The sequence below is a fragment of the Mycobacterium sp. URHB0021 genome (assembly GCF_054057895.1).
In genome coordinates this window covers 504,181-523,393 of record NZ_JBSRZT010000002.1, presented here as the reverse complement: position 1 = coordinate 523,393, position 19,213 = coordinate 504,181, and the positions used below count along the sequence as shown (strand labels likewise).

Sequence of the window (19,213 nt, the reverse complement as noted above, 5' to 3'; positions counted from 1 at the left end):
ACTATATTAATGAATATAGGCTCTAGTGCCACTGTTCGTGGCGTGGCCCGGGCGCGACGATCGAGAGATGCTCTACAAACGTCCGTCTCTATGGAGTCGCCTGCACCGCCACCGCGGCTTCCAAGTCATGGCTGCGCTCGCGGCCGGATTCCATGCCGCCAACGGGATCAGACACGGTGTGCAGCCATCACCGTGGTCTGCGGCGCGCACTCTCGAGCCTGGTCGACGTGTCGCCGACCGTATCGAGAAGCGGCTGTGAGGGGGCAGTATGAGAAGCAGCGCATCCGCGGATCGGCGGCTGCACGCGACATGACGAGGTTGCGCAACCATGACCAGGGACGTCCCCGAATCAGCATCCGTCGTCGTCATCGGCGGCGGCGTCATCGGCACCAGCGTCGCCTGCCACCTGGCCGGCTCCGGGGTCACCGACGTCGTCCTGATCGAACGAGACGAACTGGCCAGCGGCTCGACCTGCAAGGCCGCCGGCGGCGTGCGCGCGTCGTTCAGCAACCCGGCCAACATCGAAATCGGGCTACGGGGACTGGAGGTCTACTCGCGGTTCAACGAAATGTACGGCCAGGAAATCGACTTCCACCGGGACGGCTACCTGTATCTCCTGTGGGACCAGGACAGTGTCGACAATTTCACCGCACAGGTCGCTCTGCAGAACCACCTCGGCGTACCGAGTATGATCGTCGACCCTGCTCAGGCTCAACGCATTTCACCGTTGATCAATACCGACGGGATGGCCGCCGCCTGCTGGTCACCGCGCGACGGCAAGGCCACCCCCGAGGCGGTGACCATGGGCTACGCCACGGCCGCGCGCCGCCACGGCGCTCGTATCGTGCGCCACTGCGAAGTCCTCGACGTCGCCGGCGATGCCGGCGCCATCACCGAGGTCATCACCACGAACGGCCGCATCAAGACCGACACCGTCGTATGCGCAGCCGGCGCCTGGTCACGCCAGATCGGCGCGATGCTCGGCGTCACGATCCCCGTGACACCGGTGCGCCGACAGATCGCTTTCACCGAACCGCTGACGGAACTGCCGGCGGAGTCCCCGTCGCTGACGATCGATTTTCCGTCGAGCTTCTACTTCCACCCCGAGGGCAGCGGACTGCTGCTGGGTTGGTCGGACCCCGACCAGACGCCTGGATTCAACCTGCGGTTCGAACTCGAAGACTGGCTCGTCGGCCTCGGCACGATCGCCGAGCGCTGCGCCCCGGCAGTCCTCGATTACGGCATCAGCAGTGGCTGGGCCGGACTCTACGAGGTGACGCCGGACCGCAACCAAATCATCGACCGGAGCACCGAAGTCGACGGTTTGATCGTTGCCACCGGGTACTCGGGGCACGGCTTCCTGATGGCTCCCGCGACCGGGGAGATCGTGCGCGACCTCTTTCACCGAATCACCCCGAAGTACGACATCCGGGACTTTGCGCTCGCCCGATTCACCGATGCCGAGGTGCGCCCGGCCGAAACCAACATCGTCTGACCGCCGCGTCGCAGCCATCGCGTCAGCTCAGATCTGGTTCCCAGTGAGCTCATGCCGAGGACCTAGCTTCGCGCGCTTGACTGTCAGCATGAGCGACGACAACGCGTTTCGAGGGCACACCCGGGACTCAGCCGACCATGAGGTCATCTTGATCACCCACGCCGACACCGACAGCGGGTTCACAGCCGCCCGCGCGCTGCTCGCCGCGGGCAAACGGGTGGTGGTCACCGCCCGCAGCCCCACATCGTTGAGCCGAATACTGCTGGGACAGCGGGTAGATCACGTTCTCGCGATCGCCGCTGATTGCGACGACGCAACACAACTCGAGAGCGTGCTCCGGCGGGCGGAGACACGGCTGGGAGTCGTGACACAAGTGATCGACGGCTGCCGCAGTCAGCTCACCAACGCTGTGAGAACGGCGCCGCTCTCGATCGCCTCCTAACCCCTGCGCCCGCGAAACCGCGTCCCGGACTGCTCGGAACGACCGGAACGGTGGAATCAGTCGATCTCGACCCAGTCCAGGGTGCGCGAAACCGCCTTGCGCCAGCCGGCATGGCCTTCGGCGCGCTGCGCATCGGACCACTCCGGCTTCCAGCGCTGCGATTCGTTCCAATTTTCGCGCAGTTCGTCGGTGTCGGCCCAGAACCCGACCGCAAGACCGGCGGCATAGGCAGCGCCCAGGGCGGTGGTTTCCGCGACCACTGGCCTGCTGACCGGAACACCGAGGATGTCGGCTTGCAGCTGCATGCACAGTTCATTGGCCGTCACGCCGCCATCGACCTTCAGCACTTCCAGTCTCACTCCGGAGTCGGCGGCCATTGCGTCGATGACGTCGCGACTCTGATAGCAGATCGATTCCAGCGTCGCCCGGGCGAGATGTGCATTGGTGTTGAATCGCGACAACCCGACGATCGCACCGCGCGCGTCACTGCGCCAGTAGGGGGCGAAGAGACCGGAAAATGCCGGCACGAAGTACATCCCACCGTTGTCGTCGACCTGACGGGCCAGGCTTTCCACCTCGGCGGCACCGGAGATGACGCCGAGCTGATCGCGCAGCCACTGCACCGCCGAGCCGGTGACAGCGATCGAGCCCTCCAGCGCGTAGACCGGCTTCGCCGGACCGCCATCCTTGCCCGCGAATTGGTAGCAGACCGTGGTGAGGAGTCCGTTCGCGCTGCGCACGAGCTCCTCGCCGGTATTGAGCAACATGAAATTGCCGGTGCCATAGGTGTTTTTGGCCTCGCCGGGGCTGAAGCAGACTTGCCCGACGGTCGCGGCCTGCTGGTCGCCGAGGTCGCCGGTGAGCGGAATGCCCGCGGCGCCGCTCGGCAGGCGGAGTTCGCCATAGCCGCGCGGATCCGATGACGGCCGGATCTCCGGCAGCATCGCACGGGGAATCTCGAAGAAACCCAGCAGCTCGTCATCCCACTGCAGAGTCTCCAAATTCATCAGCATGGTGCGACTGGCGTTCGTCACATCCGTGATGTGCACTCCTCCATTGACCCCGCCGGTCAGGTTCCACAACAACCAAGTGTCGGTGTTACCGAACAGGGCGTCGCCGCGTTCGGCGTCGGCACGCACGCCGTCGACATTTTCGAGGATCCACTGCACCTTGCCCGCCGAGAAGTAGGTCGCCGGCGGCAGACCGGCCTTGGCGCGGATGACGTCTCCGCGGCCATCCCGGTCCAACGCGCTGGCGATCCGGTCGGTTCGGGTGTCCTGCCACACAATGGCGTTGTAGTACGGGCGGCCCGTCTTGCGGTTCCACACGACGGCGGTCTCGCGCTGATTGGTGATGCCCAGCGCGGCAAAGTCCGACGGTGCCAGGCCCGAGGCATTCATCGCCGTCTGCAGCACCGCGCTGCTGCGCTCCCAAATCTCGACGGGGTTGTGTTCCACCCAGCCGGCGCGCGGCAGGATCTGGGCGTGCTCGAGCTGATGCTTGCCGCGCTCGTTTCCGCCGTGATCGAAGATCATGAACCGCGAACTGGTGGTGCCCTGGTCAATTGCTCCGACGAAGTCGGCCATCACATCTCCTTCGTAGATGGGCGGTTTTGTTCAGCAGCTCGAGGTCGAAACCTGTTAGCCCGCTATGTGTTCGGGCTCGTCGGATGCCGCGGGGAGATGGGGCTTGATCAGGTAGACGTAGAGGGCGCCGCCGATGAGGCCACCGACGATGGGACCGACGATGGGAACCCAGAAATACAGATCGCCGTACTGGTCGCGGAACGTCCCACCGTATCCGGTGACGAACGCGGCCAAGCGTGGCCCGAAGTCGCGAGCTGGATTGATCGCATAACCGGCGTCGGTGCCCCATGCCATGCCGATGGCTACGACCAGCAGTCCGATGACCACCGGTGCCAGGTTGGCCAATGGCGAAGAGTTACGCAGGTCGGTGAGTGCGAAGATGACGAAGACCAGGATCATGGTTCCGATGATCTGGTCGCGCAGCGCACCGAGATCGCTGACCGGCAATGTGCCGTTGCCCGGCAGGGTCGAGAAGATGCCCTGGGTCTTGATGGTGTGGCCCGGATCCACCTTTGCGATCACCTCGGTGTAGTTCCACCGCACCAGAAGAGCCGCCACGAACGCGCCGGCGGTCTGCGCCAGCACATAGGGCGCGACCTTCTTCCAGCTGAAACCCGAAAAGACGGCGAGCGCAACAGATACGGCCGGATTCAGGTGGGCACCGGAGATCCGCGCTGCGACATAGATGCCCATCGTGACGCCCAGGCCCCAGGACCAGGCGATGCTGTCGTGGCCCCCGATCTCGCCCGCGACCACCTGCGCGACCACCCCGACACCGAACAGAATGACGATGAAAGTGCCGAAGAATTCGGCGATGAGTTCACCCGTCAGGCCGGGCACCATGGGCTTGATGGCGCCTCGCGCGTGATCGGCACGCGAGCGACCGCCATGTTTCTCGGTGGTGCTCGTCATCGAGGCTCTCCATTTCTGCGCTGAGCCCGGCAGACGGGGCGTACCGCCGGGCGGATGCGGCAAGTCCAGATCCAGCAGGCGGTGGGGTTCGAGCTCGGCCGGGTTGAAACGTTTCACGCAATCGCGAGCCTAAATGTAACACAAGTCACATGTCAACCGGCGCAATAGAATTGGGCAACACCGTACCGTGGAGTCGCAGTCAAGGTTGCTGTCAAGACGATGGCAAATTCGCCGCCGGCAAGGGCCAGGGGGCGCAGGTCGTTCTCGGCGCAGACCATGACCAGCACGAGCCGAGGTGAATGAATTTGGGTGACAACGCCTTCAGCGAACCTTCGCTTCTTCTCCACATGGGCCCGCGCTTCTCTGGACACAGCGCAACTTGGAATGAGACGTGCGATCGGTTGACGTGTGGTCGCTGGTCGACACCGCGGCGAATGCCGAGTAGGCCACCACCAGCGTGGGCTACCGAAGCGGTCAGCCTCGAATCTCGTTGAGATAGTTGTAGATCGTGTAGCGGGTGACGTCCAGCTGTCCAGCGACATGATCGACGGAGTCCCGGATGAGGAAGAAGCCTGCTTCGTCGAGTTCTCGAACGACGGCCGCTTTGTGATGCTTCTTCATCTGGACTGGCGGCACGCCGATCTTGGCGATCGCGCGATCCACCAGGAAGCGTTGCAAGCTGTCGACGTCGGGCGGGAAACTCTCCTCGCGTTGCGGAGTCTCGGACGAAGCGGCCTCGGGCAGTTCGCTGTTCAGGCACAGACAGCCGATCGCCACACCATCGGCGTCTCGCAGGAACAGCGTGGAGGAACGGATCGGCCGCCCGTCAGGGCTGTTGGTGCGGTAATTGATGAGGTCCTGGGTGGTGCCGCGGCGGATCAGCCCCAGCAGCAGATCGGTCATCGGTCCACCGACCGGACGATTGGTGAGATCACCGGCAATGGCTGTAATCGAGTCCGGCAGCCGGGACAGATCGTGCAGCAGCACCTCGTTGCCGGGCCCCAGCATGGCCGCCAGCCCGTGTACCGCCGGCACCAGCGACGCGAGCAGTTCGTGCGTGACGTTACCCATGGCGGTCGGATGGGGCGTCGGGTCGGCTCGACGCGGCTGCGACAGCGAAGCCAGGGCGGCCCTCAGTTGCTCGGCGCTCTCCAGCGAGGTCGAGGCGTGCGGCGACAGCCGAATATGTTCGGGCCGAACGGTTGCCGCGATACCGGCCGCGTTGAGGGCGGCACCGATCTGCTCGGGCGGATGCTCCGGCAGCGTGAACGCCAGAATCCCGGCCCGCCGCTCGCGTGCGGACACGATCTGCGCGCCATGGGATAGGAGCACGTCTTCGAGTGCCTCGACCCGCTCTGCGATGTGCGCGGCGATCGGGTCGACGCCCGCCTCCTCGACCAACTCCAGCGCTGCGGCGAACGCTCCGGAGGTCACTGGGCTCAAGTTCGATATCGACCACGCCGCGGCCGTGCTGTCAGGGGGGTGGATCTCGTCGTCGAACAGGCCGGGGTCGCGCGCTCCGGTCCAGCCCGACAGCACCGGGTCCATCCGTTCCAGCGACCGGTCCGACAGCATGGCGAACCCGGTCCCCCAGCCGGCCCGCAGCCATTTCTGTCCGCCCACGACCAGGATGTCGGCCACCTCCCACGGTGCCTCGATCACGCCGAAACCCTGAATGCCGTCGACGACCAGCAGTCGGTCGCCGACGATTTCACGCAAGGCGGCGAGGTCGGCGCGGTAGCCGGTGCGGTAGTCGACGGCGCTGACCGAAACGGTCGAAATATCGTCAGTGAGGGCCTCGGCGACCCGGTCCGCCGTGACGTATCCGGCCGGCAGGCGGCGCACAGTCAGTCGTCCGGCCTGCTCGGCCCGGGCCCACGGGTAGGTGTTGGCCGGAAACTCCCCGGCCGACACCAGGACCGTGCCGCCCGGAGCATTGAAAGCCGCCTGCAACAGCCCGAGGCTGGTGTGCGGCTGCAGGACAATGTGGTCGATGTCGCTGCGGCACAACCGCGCCGCGGCAGCCTTGGCGCGGGTCTCCTCCCTCATCAATTCGTCAACAGTGGATGGCCCCGCGTGCGTCGCGTTCTCCGATAGCCGTGCCGTGGCGTCCAGGACGGCATGCGAGGGTGGTCCGAAGCGGGCGAAGTCGAGATAGCCCGCCTGCTCCGAGAACTGCAGCAGGTAGCGCGGCGAGATGGGCCTCACGCCAGCACCCGTGCCAGAAATTGTTGCGTGCGTACGTGTTTCGGCGTCTTCAGAACGCTCTCGGGTGGGCCACTCTCCACGACCACCCCATCGGCCATGAAGACCACCTCGTCGGCGGCTTCGGCGGCGAATGCGATCTCGTGGGTGACCACCACCATCGTCATCCCCTCTTCGGCCAACGTGTTCATCACCGACAGCACCTCGCCCACCAGCTCGGGGTCCAATGCCGAGGTCGGCTCGTCGAACAGCATGAGTTTGGGTTTCATCGCCAGGGAGCGGGCGATCGCGACGCGCTGTTGCTGACCCCCGGACAGCTGAGCCGGGTAGGCGTCGCCGCGCTGGGCCAGGCCGACCCGGTCGAGCAACTCGAGTCCGTCCTTGCGGGCGATGTCGGCAGCGATGCCCAGCACTCGGATCGGGCCCTCGATGACGTTCTCCAGAGCGGTGCGGTGACCGAAGAGGTTGAATCGCTGGAACACCATGCCGATATCGCGCCGCTGCTTGGCGACGTCGCGTTCCCGGAGTTCGTAGAGCTTTCCGTTGCGCAGCTCGAACCCGATCGGTTTGCCGTCCACCCACACCTGGCCGGCGTCGATGGTCTCGAGATGGTTCAGGCATCGAAGGAATGTGCTCTTACCCGCCCCCGACGGGCCGAGCAGGCACACCACCTGACCGCGGCGCACCTCCAGATCGATCCCCCGCAGTACCTCGGTATGCCCGTAGCTCTTCCGCACACCGATCGCTCGCAGCAGCGGCTCAGACACGGGCCCCCCTGGTCAGCGGGATGGCCCGCAGCGCCTTGGCGGCCTGCGCGGCAACGCTGCGCTCGGCGGCGCCGAACGTGCGCTCCAGATAGTGCTGTCCGACGCCCGCTACCGTCACCACCACCATGTACCAAATCGCCGCGGCGAACAGCGTTTCCATCACCAACAGGTTCTGGGATGAGATGTTGTTGGATGCGTGGAGCAGCTCTGTCACGCCGATCACCGACGCGATCGAGGTGCCTTTCAGCATGTTGATGAAGTCGTTGCCGGTTGGCGGGATGATCACCCGCATCGCTTGCGGAAGCACCACCCGACGCAGGGTCAGACTTGGCGCCATGCCGATAGACTTCGCGGCTTCGGTCTGCCCGCTGTCCACACTGTTGAGCCCCGCGCGGACGATCTCGGCCATGTACGCGCTCTCGTTGAGCGCCAACCCGAGCAGCGCCGCGGTGAATGCGCTCACCAGGACGTTGGTCGGCTCATCGAGGAGATATCCGCCGAACGGCAGCGGGATCGAAATGGTCGGAATGACCAGCGCCAGGTTGTACCAGATGAGGATCTGCAGCAGCACCGGGAGCCCACGGAACAACCAGATGTAGGCCGAGGCGAACCAATTGGCAACGGGATTAGCGCTGCGGCGCATCAACGCGATGACCGTCCCGATCACGACGGCGACCGACTGCGCGATGACGGCGAGCACCACTGTGTTGACCAAGCCGACGATCATCACGCGGTAGACCACGAAATCGGGGACGGCGGCCCAGTCGATCTGCGCCTGCGCCAGTGCGACGAGCAGCGCTGCGAGCAGGGCGATGATGACGACCGCGCTGACCCATCGTCCCCAGTGGCGGAGCCGGACGATGGGCAGGGCGTCAGGCTCAGGACGAGCGAAGCGACGGGGGGAAGGTTCAAGGCGAGCGAAGCGACGGGGGGAAGGCTCAGGGCGAGCGAAGCGACGGGGGGAAGGCTCAGGCTCCATTGATGGCGGGCTCCTTCAGCGCACCCTGTTCGACACCCCAGCTCTGCAGAATCTTGAGGTAGGTGCCGTCGGAGACCAGCTCGCCCAGCGCCCGGTTCACCGCATCCCGCAGTGCGGTGTTGGTCTTGGTGAAGCCGATGCCATAGGGTCCGCCTTCAATCGGCGGGCCGGGCACGACCTCGAACGTGTTGCCGTTGCCGGCGGTCCGGGAGATGTACACGGCGCTGGGCAGATCATTGAGAATCGCGGCGACCCGCCCGGTGCGAAGCTGATTCTGATTCTGGGTGTCGCTGTCGGTGGCCGTCACAGCGATGGCAGGTTGGCCGGCCTGCACGCATTTGTCACTCTGTGCGGCGGCGAATTTCTGGTGACTGGTGCCCTGCACCACGGCCACCTTCTTGCCACACAACGTGTCTGGACCGGAGATGCCGTCCGGGTTGCCCTTCTGCACCATGATCGTGATCCCGGAGGAGAAGTAGTCGACGAAATCGACCTGCTGCTGACGCTCCTTGGTGTCGTTCATCGCAGCCATGGTCATGTCGATGCGGCCGGACTGCAGGCTGGTGATCAGCGAGCCGAAAGCCATGTCCTGGTACGCCGTCTGCACGCCGAGTTTGGATCCAATGGCTTTGACCAGATCGACCTCGTATCCGATCGGCGTCTTGCCGTCGGTGGCGTAGAAGTTGTTCGGCGCCGATTGGATGTTCGAACCGACATTCACGGTTTTGGACTCCGCGATCGCGGGCGGAAGGGCGGCTGTGAGTGCCTGGTCCGGCTCGATGGTGGCGATGAGGGCGCTGTTGTCCGGGATCGCCGCGTGGCCGCCCCCGCTAGCCGGTTGGCTTGCGCTATCGCCGCCGACCCCGCTTCCACAAGCGGTGATACCGGCCGCAAGAGCCCCGGCAAGCGCCATGAAAACCTGGGAGCGGTGCCGCACGCGTGATCGCATCGTGACCTCCAAAGTGTGATGCGCGTGACACTACAACAGTTTGTTGAAGTCGTCTCTACAAAATGTTGAAGTGATGGCGCGTCGCCGGTGCGGCCGCTGTGCGGAACCGCATGCGCAGTAGTGCGATGCGATGTCCGCCCGCGCGCGTTTTGCCTATTACGCCTTCGAGAGAGATGACGCCATGGATGGGATCACCGTCGCTGCCTATCGTCCCGGCTCAAACGGACCGCGGACACTGACGTGACCTCAACGACCGCACTGCCGAGTTCCGTCGCCGGGTTGGATCTACATCTGGATCGTCCCGACGGCCGGGTGCGCGACAGCGTTATGGACGCCATCCGCGACGCAATCCGGTCGGGACGACTGACACCGGGCACCCGGCTGCCCTCGAGCCGCGCGCTGGCCGTCGACCTCGGTGTCGCCCGCAACACCGTGGCGCGCGCATACGCCAAACTCATCGCCGAGGGTTGGCTGACGTCACAACACGGCTCGAGCACACTGGTCTCCGACCGTGCGGCCGAGGTTGTCCGGTCCGTCGCCACACCGCCTCCGCGACGGACGTTGCCCCGAATAGTCCACGACCTGCGGCCCGGCCATCCGGACCTGTCGTCGTTTCCACGCTCAGAGTGGAGCCGCGCCGTCACCCGTGCCCTCAGCACGGCGCCGTTCGAGGCGTTCGGCTACACCGACCCGCACGGCCGGCCCGAGCTTCGCCACGCTCTCGCCCAGTATCTGGCCCGAACCCGGGGAGTTCGGACCCGACCGTGCCACATCGTCGTGTGCTCAGGGGCGGCCGAAGGACTGAGGCTCGTCGCCGGCGCATTGGCAGACGCCGGAGTTGCCGCGGTGGGCGTCGAGGCGTTCGGCCTTTCCTCGCAGCGGGGGTCCCTCGCGGCGGCGGGATTGCACTGCCCCCCACTGACACTGGACGCTCATGGTGCCGACGTCACGGCTCTCGACGACATGGCCGAGGTGGGCGGTGTCCTCCTCACACCTTCGCACCAATTCCCGCTCGGCATGTCGCTGCATTCCGACCGCCGCGCGGCGGTGGTCCATTGGGCGCGACGAACCGGTGGCGTGATCATCGAAGACGATTACGACGGAGAATTCCGATACGACCGTGGCCTCATCGGCGCGCTACAGGGCGTCGATCCCGAACATGTGATCTATATGGGGACCGTGAGCAAGTCGCTCGCGCCGGGGCTTCGACTCGGGTGGCTGGCATTGCCCGAACGACTCGTCGACGCGGTGGCCCGGCAGAAGGGTGAAACCGAGGAGACGAGCGGCTTCGTCGAGCAGTTGGCGATGGCCGAGTTCATCGCGTCCGGTTCCTATGACAGACACATTCGCACGATGCGTGCCCAATACCGACGCCGCCGTGAAGAATTGGTCTCCGCTGTCGCCCGGTCATCACCCGAGAGCACCGTTACCGGGATGCACGCGGGTCTGCATGTGGTGCTCGAGCTTGCCGGGGGCGACGGGAGTGGACTGTCTCGTCAACTCGCGTGGCGACAGCTCGGCGTGAGAGGACTTGATCAATATCGTCATCCCGAAACCGACAGCCGACGCGACGGTTTGGTGATCGGGTATGCGGCACCCTCGCCGAGCGCATGGTCGGGGGCGCTGGATGCGTTGGTAAGTTTGCTGCCCTGATCTGACCGGCTCAACTGGCCCCTTCTCGGCGCGCCGAAGTGGCCCACGACGACTGCGATACCGCGGTTAGCGTCGAAGCATGCTGGAGGTAGGTAACACCGTGACTACCGAGCTGCGCCCGCCGGCACGCCGGCTGACGTCGATGCGAGCGGTCGTCGCGCGTGAGCGCGCTGCCGGTATTGGCGGGCTGGCAGTGACAGAGATGCCCTATCCCCATGCCGCCGAGAACGATGTCATCGTGCAGGTGCACGCGGCGGGCTTCAGTTCGGGCGAACTGGACTGGCCGGGCACCTGGACCGACCGTGCCGGCCGAGACCGGTCACCGACCATCCCCGGCCACGAAGTCTCCGGGGTGGTCACCGAATTGGGCTACGGCACCACCGGGCTGACCGTCGGCCAACGAGTCTTCGGGTTCACCGACTGGTGCCGAAACGGCACGCTGGCCGAGTTCGTTGCGGTGGAGGCGCGCAACCTCGCGCCGTTGTCGGACGGGATCGACCACACGGTGGCCGCTGCCCTGCCGATTTCGGGGATGACGGCATGGCAGGGACTTTTCGTTCACGGACGACTCCGGGCGGGACAGACCGTCCTCATCCACGGTGCTGCCGGATGCGTCGGATCGGTCGCTGTGCAGCTCGCCCGTGAGACCGGCGCCTGGGTGATCGGCACCGGTCGCGCAGCCGACCGCCAGACCGTGCTCGGGTTGGGCGCGCATTATTTCGTAGACCTGCACCATGACGGGCTGGCGGGCATCGGCGAAGTTGACATGGTGTTCGACGTGATCGGCGGTCCAATCCTTGATCGCTCGGCGGCATTGGTCCGTGCGGGCGGAACCCTGGTCAGCGTCGCCGAACCACCGCGAGTCCAGCCCGACGACGGACGGGCCGTCTTCTTCGTCGTCGAGTCCGACCGCGTCGCGCTCGCCGCACTGGAGCGCAGGGTGCGGGACGGACGGCTGCGTCTTCTCGTCGGGACGACATGCCCGCTGGAACAGGCTCCTGCTGCATTCGACCCGGCCGATCGTATTCGCGGCAAGGTGGTGATCCGCGTCATCGACGATGGGCAGCCGGCGACCAATGGGTCGATCCCCGAATTGGGTGGATCGCGGAACCTGTCACCGAAGTAGCGGTTCGAGACTTGGCGGTGGCACGCGAAGTCGCGCTTCGGTGCGCCTACCGCTGGACGTATTGACCGTCGCCGCAGACGAGGTTCGCCTCAAAGTCACATCCCAGCAGCACTTCTCGGTGCCACACCGAGGGGGGCATCACGCGCCTACGAAGGCCCTTCGACGTGGGTCCCCATCAATCATGAAAGGACATCGTCATGGCGAAGATCCTCGCGTACCAGCCTCCTGCGATGGGTCATTTCTTTCCGATCAGCCTGCTGCTGACGGAGCTTCGTAACCGGGGGCACGACGTCGCGTTGCGCACCCTTGCCGTCGGTGTGAACACCGGTCTCGACATGGGTTTCGCCACCGAGCCGGTCGATCCCCGCATTGAGGCCATGCCGCTGGATGACGGCGGCGCGGCGAATCCGCTGGAGGCGTTGTTGCGAGCGCGACGTGCGTTCACGCGGCGTGCCGAGTATGAAGTCCCCGATCTGAGGAAGGCGATCGACGACGTTCGCCCGGACGCGCTGATTGTCGATCCGAATTGCTGGGGAGCATCCGCAGTCGCCGAAGCCAGCGGGTTGCCATGGCTCTCGTTCTGGGCCTTCCTGCCTTATCTGCGGTCGCAAGGAGTGCCGCCATGGGGGCCCGGCCTGCGGCCGTGGCCGGGACCGGTCGGCCGGCTCCGAGATGCGCTGTACCGGCGCAAGTTCACTGCGCTCGACACGTGGGTCCGCCCGCACAACAACATTCGCGCCCGGTTCGGCCTCCGCCCGCTCACATCCCCCGACGACTACGTACGGCGGCCGCCGCTGGTTCTGGTCGCCACTGCCCAACCCTTCGACTACCCGCATCCGGACTGGGACGACTCCATCCAGTTCATCGGCGCCTGCTCCTATGATCCGGCGCCGTCGACTGTGCCTGACTGGCTGGCGCAGATCGACCGACCGATTGTTCTGGTATCGACGTCCTCAGAGGACCAAGGCGATTCCGGGCTGGCGCGCGTAGCGCTGGTCGCACTGGCAGAGGAGCCGGTCCACATCGTGGCGACCTTGCCGGCAGGCGTGCCGGAAGAGATCGGGGCACCGGCCAACGCCACGGTATGCGAGTTCGTGCCCCACAGCCAGGTGCTGGAGCGCGCGGCATGCGCCATCACCCACGGCGGAATGGGCGTCACTCAAAAGGCTTTGGCGCGCGGAATACCGGTATGCGTAGTGCCGTACGGACGCGATCAGTTCGAGGTCGCGCGGCGCGTGGAGGTGGCGAAATGCGGCACTCGGCTGCTGCCCAAGCATCTCACCGCTCCCCGGTTGCGCGAGAAGGTTCTCCAGGCCACGGCGATGACCGCGGGCGCCCGCCGCGTCGCCGCCGGATATGTGGCGACCGGCGGCGTCGCCCGTGGTGCCGACCTGATCGAACAACGAATACTCACCTCAACACGACCGGAGGTCTCATGACTCTTCCCGCAGTGCTTCTCGTCCCGGGCGCCTATCACAAGCCCAGCCACATGGATCCCCTGGTAACCGAATTGTCGGGTATCGACGTACATACCGTGGCTCTGACAAGCAGCGGTGATGACCCGGCCGCCCTGAAGGACATGCATGCGGACGCCGAAGTGATCGCGCGAGCAGCCGCAGCCATTGACGGGCCGGTCGTTGTGGTCGCTCACTCCTACGGCGGCGTACCGGCCACCCAAGCATTGTCGGACGCGAAAAACGTCGGACGGATAATCTATCTCGCCGCAATGCAGCTCGACGCCGATGACTCGTGTTTATCTCCCGCCGGGGGGGTGCTGATGCCGTGGGCGAAGCGCCACCGCCGTGAAGGAATCGGCGACTACCTCGAAGCTACGACGCCTATGACCACCTTCTACAACGACGTCGATACCGCGACCGCTGAACGTGCTGCCGCCCAAGTCTGTTATCAGTCCTACGCCTCATTCGAGCAACGCCTGACCGAAGTAGCGTGGCGGACCATCCCGAGCACCTACATCATCTGCGAGGCAGACAACGCGATTCCGGTGGCCGCACAGGAGCAGATGGCTCGGCGAGCCGATGATGTCCATCGGCTCACGTCGTCGCACTCTCCATTTCTGTCGCAGCCCGCCGCGGTCGCCCGGCAGATACGGCTTTCGCTGGGCGGTGAAATCAGTTTGCCGCAAAACGGCGTTTTACAAGAATCACGAGAAAGGAAGAAGCAATGAGCAGCCCCGACCTGAAATTCAACGCTGCTGCCGGCGCTGAATTTCCGCAGACGCCGACGGCGACGGCCGCACTCGCCGTGGCCACCCGTTTCTACACACCCGCGTTGCTCAACCACTGCGTCCGCTCCTACTTGTGGGGCAGCATGTACGGCGCAGCGCACGGCATCACCTACGACGACGAGCTGCTCTACGTCTCGGCGATGCTTCATGACATCGGCCTCACCGACGCGTTCGACAGTCACCGACTGCCCTTCGAGGAGGCGGGCGGCGACCTGGCATGGGTCTTCGGTGTGGCGGCGGGTTGGCCGGCTGATCGTGCAGCCAGGGCGACCGAGATCATCGTGCTGCACATGCGCGGCGACATCTCTGCGGACGCCGACCCCGAGTCGCACATCCTGCAGGTCGCGACCAGCTGGGAGATAGTCGGACGGCGCCCAGAGGAGTTCCCAGCGGAGGCAAGGGCCGAACTACTCGCCCGCTACCCCGGGGATGGATTCGGTAGCGAATTCCTGGCGTGCTTCAACGACCAGGCGAATCGCAAGCCGGGCAGCGCCGCCGCCGCATCGGTTGCCAACGATGTCGACGGACGCATCAAGGCCAACCCGCTCGACGGCTAGGCGTCTATCCACTGGACCACGGCGCCGACGTCAGCCCGCGGTTCAGTCGCGAAGTACGGGGACGACGAGGTCGAGCGTGGGTTGGACGTGCTGCTCCAACGAGTCTGTGTCGGTGGCTGCCCACCGGCAGAGGGCGCCGATGAAGGAGTCCTGCAGCAGAAAGGCGGCGGCCCCGATGTCGAGGTCCTTGCGCAGTTGCCCGGCTTGCCGGCCCTCGTCGAGGACCGCCCGGATCGATTCGGCGGTCTGACCGTGGCCGGCGCCGAACGGACCGCCACATCGGATCCAGATGCGGGTCATAGGACGCCTGGCGACGCTGTCGGAATCGTAGAGCGCGGTGGCGGCTTGGAGGCCCTCGACGATGCGGGCGACGGCGTGCGGGGCGCTCGCCGCGGCGATACAGTCGTGGATCTCATCTCGGCGCCGGTCGATCCAGGCGTGAGTGACGTCTTCTTTGCCCGGGAAGTGGTTGAAAAAAGTACCCCGGGCCACATCGGCGGCCGCGGCGATCTGGTCGACGGTCGTCGCGTCGTAGCCCTGGGCGATGAACAGCTCGATGGCGGCATCCACGATCCGCTCGCGAGTCTGCTGCTTGCGTCTGGCTCGGCGGTCGATGGCGGTGATGCCTGTCACAACCGTGAATGTATCACAGTCCAAGATTGTACTTCAATATAGTGATCGGCTCGAGTGCCGACTGGCCGTCAGGTTGAGCACTGCGAAGTGTCGATTTGATCGTGAAAGGGGATCGCTATGTCAACTCCATCCGAGGCTCGCGAAGCGCGGCTCATGCGTCGATTCGACGAGTTGACCTCTTCGGACGCGCAGCTTGTTGCCGCTCAGCCTGATCCGGCGATCATTTCCGCACTTGACAGTTCCGACATGGGGCTCGTCGATGTGATGGGCACAGTGATGACCGGCTATGCCGACCGGCCCGCCCTGGGCGAGCGCGCCATCGAGTTCGTTCCCGACGCGGCCGGTCGCACGGTCGCGCAGTTACAGCCCCGGTTCGACACGCTGACCTACCGCGAGACATGGGCTCGGGTACAGGCGCTGGCGCACGCCTTGGCGGGTGAGCCCGTGCGGCCCGGTGACCGTGTCGCCACGCTGGGTTTCATCAGTGCCGACTACGCGATCGTGGACATGGCGCTGCCGCTGACCGGCGCCGTCGCGGTTCCGCTGCAGACCAGTGCGCCGCTGCAGCAGCTGCACGCGATCCTGGTCGAGACCGAGCCGGTGGCGATCCTGTGCAGCGTCGACCACCTCGACGCCGCCGTCGAGCTCGCGCAGACCGCGCACGCGCCCCAGCGACTGGTGGTGTTCGACTACCACCCGCAGATCGACGACCACCGCGAGGCGTTGCAGTCTGCCGCCGCACGCTTGGCCGACCTGCACGTCAGCGTCGAGGCACTCGATGAGGTGATCGCGCGGGGGGCGGCGCGCAGAGACAGCCCCCAGTTCGCCCGCGGTGACCGCAACGCTCTGCGAGTGCTCGTCTACACCTCCGGCAGCACCGGCACCCCCAAGGGGGCGATGTGGACCGACCATTTGGTGACCAAAGACTGGCGCGGATGGGTGGTCCCCGACTGGGACACCGACCGCACGCTTCCGGCCATCACGTTGAACTTCATGCCGATGAGCCACGTGATGGGTTGCACCATCCTGCATGCCACGCTCGGTGCCGGCGGGACTGCCTACTTCACCGCTCGCAGTGACCTGTCGACCTTGCTGGACGACCTCACCCTGATCCGTCCGACCAAGCTCGACCTGGTCCCCCGCATCTGGGAGATGCTGTTCCAGCACGTGCAGAGCGAAACCGACAGGCGAGCCCATGACGGCATCGACCGGGAGGCCGTCGAAGCGCAGGTGATGGCCGAGCAGCGCGAGAAACTCATTGGCGGGCGGCACTTCTCGGCGACGTCAACGTCCGCGCCGCTCTCTGCGGAGCTGCGGTCCTGGGTCGAGCGGTTTCTCGACATCCAGCTGCTTGAGGTCTACGGCTCGACCGAGGACAGCGTCGTGCTGGTCGACGGACGGATCGCCCGTCCACCGGTCACCGATTACCGACTGGTCGACGTGCCGGATCTGGGTTACCTCAGCACCGACCGTCCGAATCCGCGCGGTGAGCTGTTGGTCAGGTCACGGGATGTGATCCCCGGCTACTACAAACGGCCCGAGGTTACCGCCGAACTGTTCGACGCTGACGGCTGGTACCACACCGGCGACGTGTTCGCCGAGACCGCCCCGGATGAGCTGGTGTACGTCGACCGCCGCAACAACGTGCTCAAGTTGTCCCAGGGCGAGTTCATCGCGGTCTCCAAACTCGAGGCCGCCTACGGCACTCATCCTTGGGTGCGACAGATCTTCGTCTACGGCAACAGCGCGCGCTCGTATCTGCTGGCGGTGATCGTCCCGACCGACGAGGCGCTGGCTAGCGTCGGCGGCGACCTCGCCGCGGTCAGGCCGCTGCTGAGCGAGGCGTTGCAGCGCATCGCTCGAGACGCCGGACTGCGGTCGTATGAGATTCCCCGCGACTTCGTGGTCGAGACCACGCCGTTCACCCTGGAAAACGGTCTGCTGACCGGCATCGGCAAGTTGGCCCGCCCCCAGTTGAAGCAGTACTACGGCCCCGTACTCGAGCAGCTCTACGCCGACCTCGCCGACGACCAGGCCGACGTGTTGCGCTCGCTGCGCCAGGACGGCGCGGATCGGCCGGTGCTCGAGACCGTCAGCCGGGCCGCCGGCGCGCTGCTCGGCGCCGCCTCGACCGACGTCGCGCCCGATGCAGCGTTCACCGACCTGGGTGGTGATTCCCTGTCGGCGTTGACATTCGCCAACCTGCTGCACGCGATCTTCGACGTCGACGTCCCGGTCGGGGTGATCGTCAGCCCGGCCAGCGACCTGGCCGCCATCGCCGCCTATATCGACACCCAGCGCGGTGGTGGTAGCCGGCGACCCACCTTCGCGGCGGTCCACAGCCACAGTGCGGACAAGGCATACGCCAGCGAACTGACGCTCGAGAAGTTCATCGACGCCCAGACGTTGGCCGCCGCCCCGGATCTACCCCGCCCGAGCCGGGAGGTGCGCACCGTACTGCTCACCGGCGCGACCGGGTTCCTGGGCCGCTACCTGGCCCTGCAGTGGCTGCAGCGGATGAGCCTCGTCGGCGGCAAGGTCATCGCTCTGGTCAGGGCCAAGTCCGATGACGAAGCGCGCCGCAGACTCGACGCCACCTTCGACGGGCCTGACCGGAGCCTGCTCGAGCACTACCGGTCGCTGGCCGGCGAGCACCTCGAGGTCCTCGCCGGCGACAAGGGCGAAGCGAATCTCGGTCTGGCGCAACCGACTTGGCAGCGTCTGGCCGACACCGTCGACCTGATCGTCGATGCCGCCGCCCTGGTCAACCACGTCCTGCCCTACAGCCAGCTGTTCGGCCCCAACGTCGTGGGCACCGCGGAGCTCATCCGCATCGCGGTGACCACCCGCATCAAGCCCTTCATCTACATCTCCACGATCAGTGTGGGCGACGGCATCGAACCGGGCCGCTTCGTCGAAGACACCGACATCCGCGAGATGAGCCCCGTCCGCAGCATCGACGACAACCCGGCCACTGGGTATGCCAACGGCTACGGCAACAGCAAGTGGGCCGGCGAGGTACTGCTGCGGGAGGCCAGCGATCTGTGCGGTCTGCCGGTGTCGGTGTTCCGCTGCGACATGATCATGGCCGACACCACCTACGTCGGACAGCTCAACCTGCCCGACATGTTCACCCGGACGATGCTGTCGTTGGTGGCCACCGGGATCGCGCCCGGTTCGTTCTACGAGTTGGACGCCGACGGCAACCGGCAGCGGGCCCACTTCGAGGGGCTGCCGGTCGAGTTCATCGCCGACGCCGTCTCGACCATCGGCGCGCACCTCACCGCAGAGCAGAACGAGTCCTTCGCGACCTACCACGTGATGAACCCCTACGACGACGGCATCGGCATGGACACGTTCGTTGACTGGCTGATCGAGGCCGGCTATCCGATCACCCGGGTGCCCGAGTATGCGGCGTGGCTGGCACGCTTCGACAAGGCACTGCGGGCACTGCCCGAGGCGCAGCGCCGGGCATCTCTGCTGCCGCTGCTGCACAACTACCAGCAGCCCGAACAGCCGATCAACGGAGCTGTGGCGCCGACGGACCGCTTCCGGGCGGCGGTGCAGGACAACAAGATCGGACCGGACAAGGACATCCCGCACATCACCGAGCCGGTGATCGTCAAGTACATCACCGATCTGAAGGTACTCGGATTACTCTGAC

15 protein-coding genes are annotated in these 19,213 nt (G+C 65.7%); 8 read left to right on the top strand and 7 right to left on the bottom strand.

Going from position 1 to position 19,213, the window contains the following annotated elements:
* The first annotated feature begins 328 nt into the window (after nt 1–328).
* Both ACVWWN_RS04620 and ACVWWN_RS04615 read left to right on the top strand, forming a co-directional pair.
* A complete protein-coding gene (locus ACVWWN_RS04620; RefSeq protein WP_457142839.1) occupies nt 329–1,495 on the top strand; it encodes an NAD(P)/FAD-dependent oxidoreductase in 1,167 nt (388 codons plus the stop codon).
* Between the two features lie 88 nt (nt 1,496–1,583).
* On the top strand, nt 1,584–1,937 hold the full coding sequence (locus tag ACVWWN_RS04615) for an SDR family NAD(P)-dependent oxidoreductase (protein WP_457142838.1): 354 nt from the start codon (nt 1,584–1,586) through the stop codon (nt 1,935–1,937).
* 56 nt (nt 1,938–1,993) lie between these two features.
* Here the strand turns inward: ACVWWN_RS04615 and glpK are convergent, their stop codons facing one another.
* From glpK to ACVWWN_RS04585, 6 genes are all read right to left on the bottom strand, one after another.
* Nucleotides 1,994–3,523 carry a glycerol kinase GlpK gene (gene glpK, locus ACVWWN_RS04610; protein WP_457142837.1) on the bottom strand — a complete coding sequence of 510 codons (1,530 nt, stop codon included), beginning with the start codon at nt 3,521–3,523 and terminating at the stop codon, nt 1,994–1,996.
* A 54-nt stretch (nt 3,524–3,577) separates the two neighbouring features.
* Nucleotides 3,578–4,366, bottom strand: a complete 789-nt coding sequence (locus ACVWWN_RS04605; RefSeq protein WP_457148996.1) for an MIP/aquaporin family protein — start codon at nt 4,364–4,366, stop codon at nt 3,578–3,580.
* 543 nt (nt 4,367–4,909) lie between these two features.
* On the bottom strand, nt 4,910–6,643 hold the full coding sequence (locus ACVWWN_RS04600) for an aminotransferase class V-fold PLP-dependent enzyme (RefSeq protein ID WP_457142836.1): 1,734 nt from the start codon (nt 6,641–6,643) through the stop codon (nt 4,910–4,912).
* A complete protein-coding gene (locus ACVWWN_RS04595; RefSeq protein ID WP_457142835.1) occupies nt 6,640–7,407 on the bottom strand; it encodes an amino acid ABC transporter ATP-binding protein in 768 nt (255 codons plus the stop codon). Before ACVWWN_RS04595 ends, ACVWWN_RS04600 begins: the two co-directional genes overlap by 4 nt.
* On the bottom strand, nt 7,400–8,386 hold the full coding sequence (locus ACVWWN_RS04590) for an amino acid ABC transporter permease (RefSeq protein WP_457142834.1): 987 nt from the start codon (nt 8,384–8,386) through the stop codon (nt 7,400–7,402). The genes ACVWWN_RS04595 and ACVWWN_RS04590 overlap by 8 nt, the downstream gene beginning before the upstream one ends.
* Complete coding sequence (locus tag ACVWWN_RS04585) at nt 8,376–9,335, bottom strand: ABC transporter substrate-binding protein (protein WP_457142833.1); 960 nt, start codon at nt 9,333–9,335, stop codon at nt 8,376–8,378. The genes ACVWWN_RS04590 and ACVWWN_RS04585 overlap by 11 nt, the downstream gene beginning before the upstream one ends.
* A gap of 240 nt (nt 9,336–9,575) precedes the next feature.
* Between ACVWWN_RS04585 and pdxR the strand changes: the two genes are divergently transcribed.
* From pdxR to ACVWWN_RS04560, 5 genes are all read left to right on the top strand, one after another.
* Nucleotides 9,576–10,988, top strand: coding sequence for a MocR-like pyridoxine biosynthesis transcription factor PdxR (gene pdxR, locus ACVWWN_RS04580; protein WP_457142832.1), 1,413 nt, complete (start codon nt 9,576–9,578; stop codon nt 10,986–10,988).
* Between the two features lie 142 nt (nt 10,989–11,130).
* On the top strand, nt 11,131–12,114 hold the full coding sequence (locus tag ACVWWN_RS04575; RefSeq protein ID WP_457148995.1) for an NADP-dependent oxidoreductase: 984 nt from the start codon (nt 11,131–11,133) through the stop codon (nt 12,112–12,114).
* 197 nt (nt 12,115–12,311) lie between these two features.
* A complete protein-coding gene (locus ACVWWN_RS04570) occupies nt 12,312–13,553 on the top strand; it encodes a glycosyltransferase (protein WP_457142831.1) in 1,242 nt (413 codons plus the stop codon).
* Entirely contained in the window at nt 13,550–14,299 is a 750-nt protein-coding gene (locus ACVWWN_RS04565; protein ID WP_457142830.1) for an alpha/beta hydrolase, read from the top strand. Before ACVWWN_RS04570 ends, ACVWWN_RS04565 begins: the two co-directional genes overlap by 4 nt.
* Nucleotides 14,296–14,916: a cyanamide hydratase gene (locus tag ACVWWN_RS04560; protein ID WP_457142829.1), complete on the top strand. Its 621-nt coding sequence runs from the start codon at nt 14,296–14,298 to the stop codon at nt 14,914–14,916. The genes ACVWWN_RS04565 and ACVWWN_RS04560 overlap by 4 nt, the downstream gene beginning before the upstream one ends.
* A 42-nt stretch (nt 14,917–14,958) precedes the next feature.
* Here the strand turns inward: ACVWWN_RS04560 and ACVWWN_RS04555 are convergent, their stop codons facing one another.
* The gene (locus ACVWWN_RS04555; protein WP_457142828.1) at nt 14,959–15,549 is read right to left on the bottom strand and encodes a TetR/AcrR family transcriptional regulator; all 591 of its coding nucleotides are present in this window, start codon (nt 15,547–15,549) and stop codon (nt 14,959–14,961) included.
* 117 nt (nt 15,550–15,666) lie between these two features.
* Here ACVWWN_RS04555 and car point away from each other — a divergent pair, with 117 nt between their 5' ends.
* On the top strand, nt 15,667–19,212 hold the full coding sequence (car, locus tag ACVWWN_RS04550; protein WP_457142827.1) for a carboxylic acid reductase: 3,546 nt from the start codon (nt 15,667–15,669) through the stop codon (nt 19,210–19,212).
* Nucleotide 19,213: the final 1 nt, after the last annotated feature.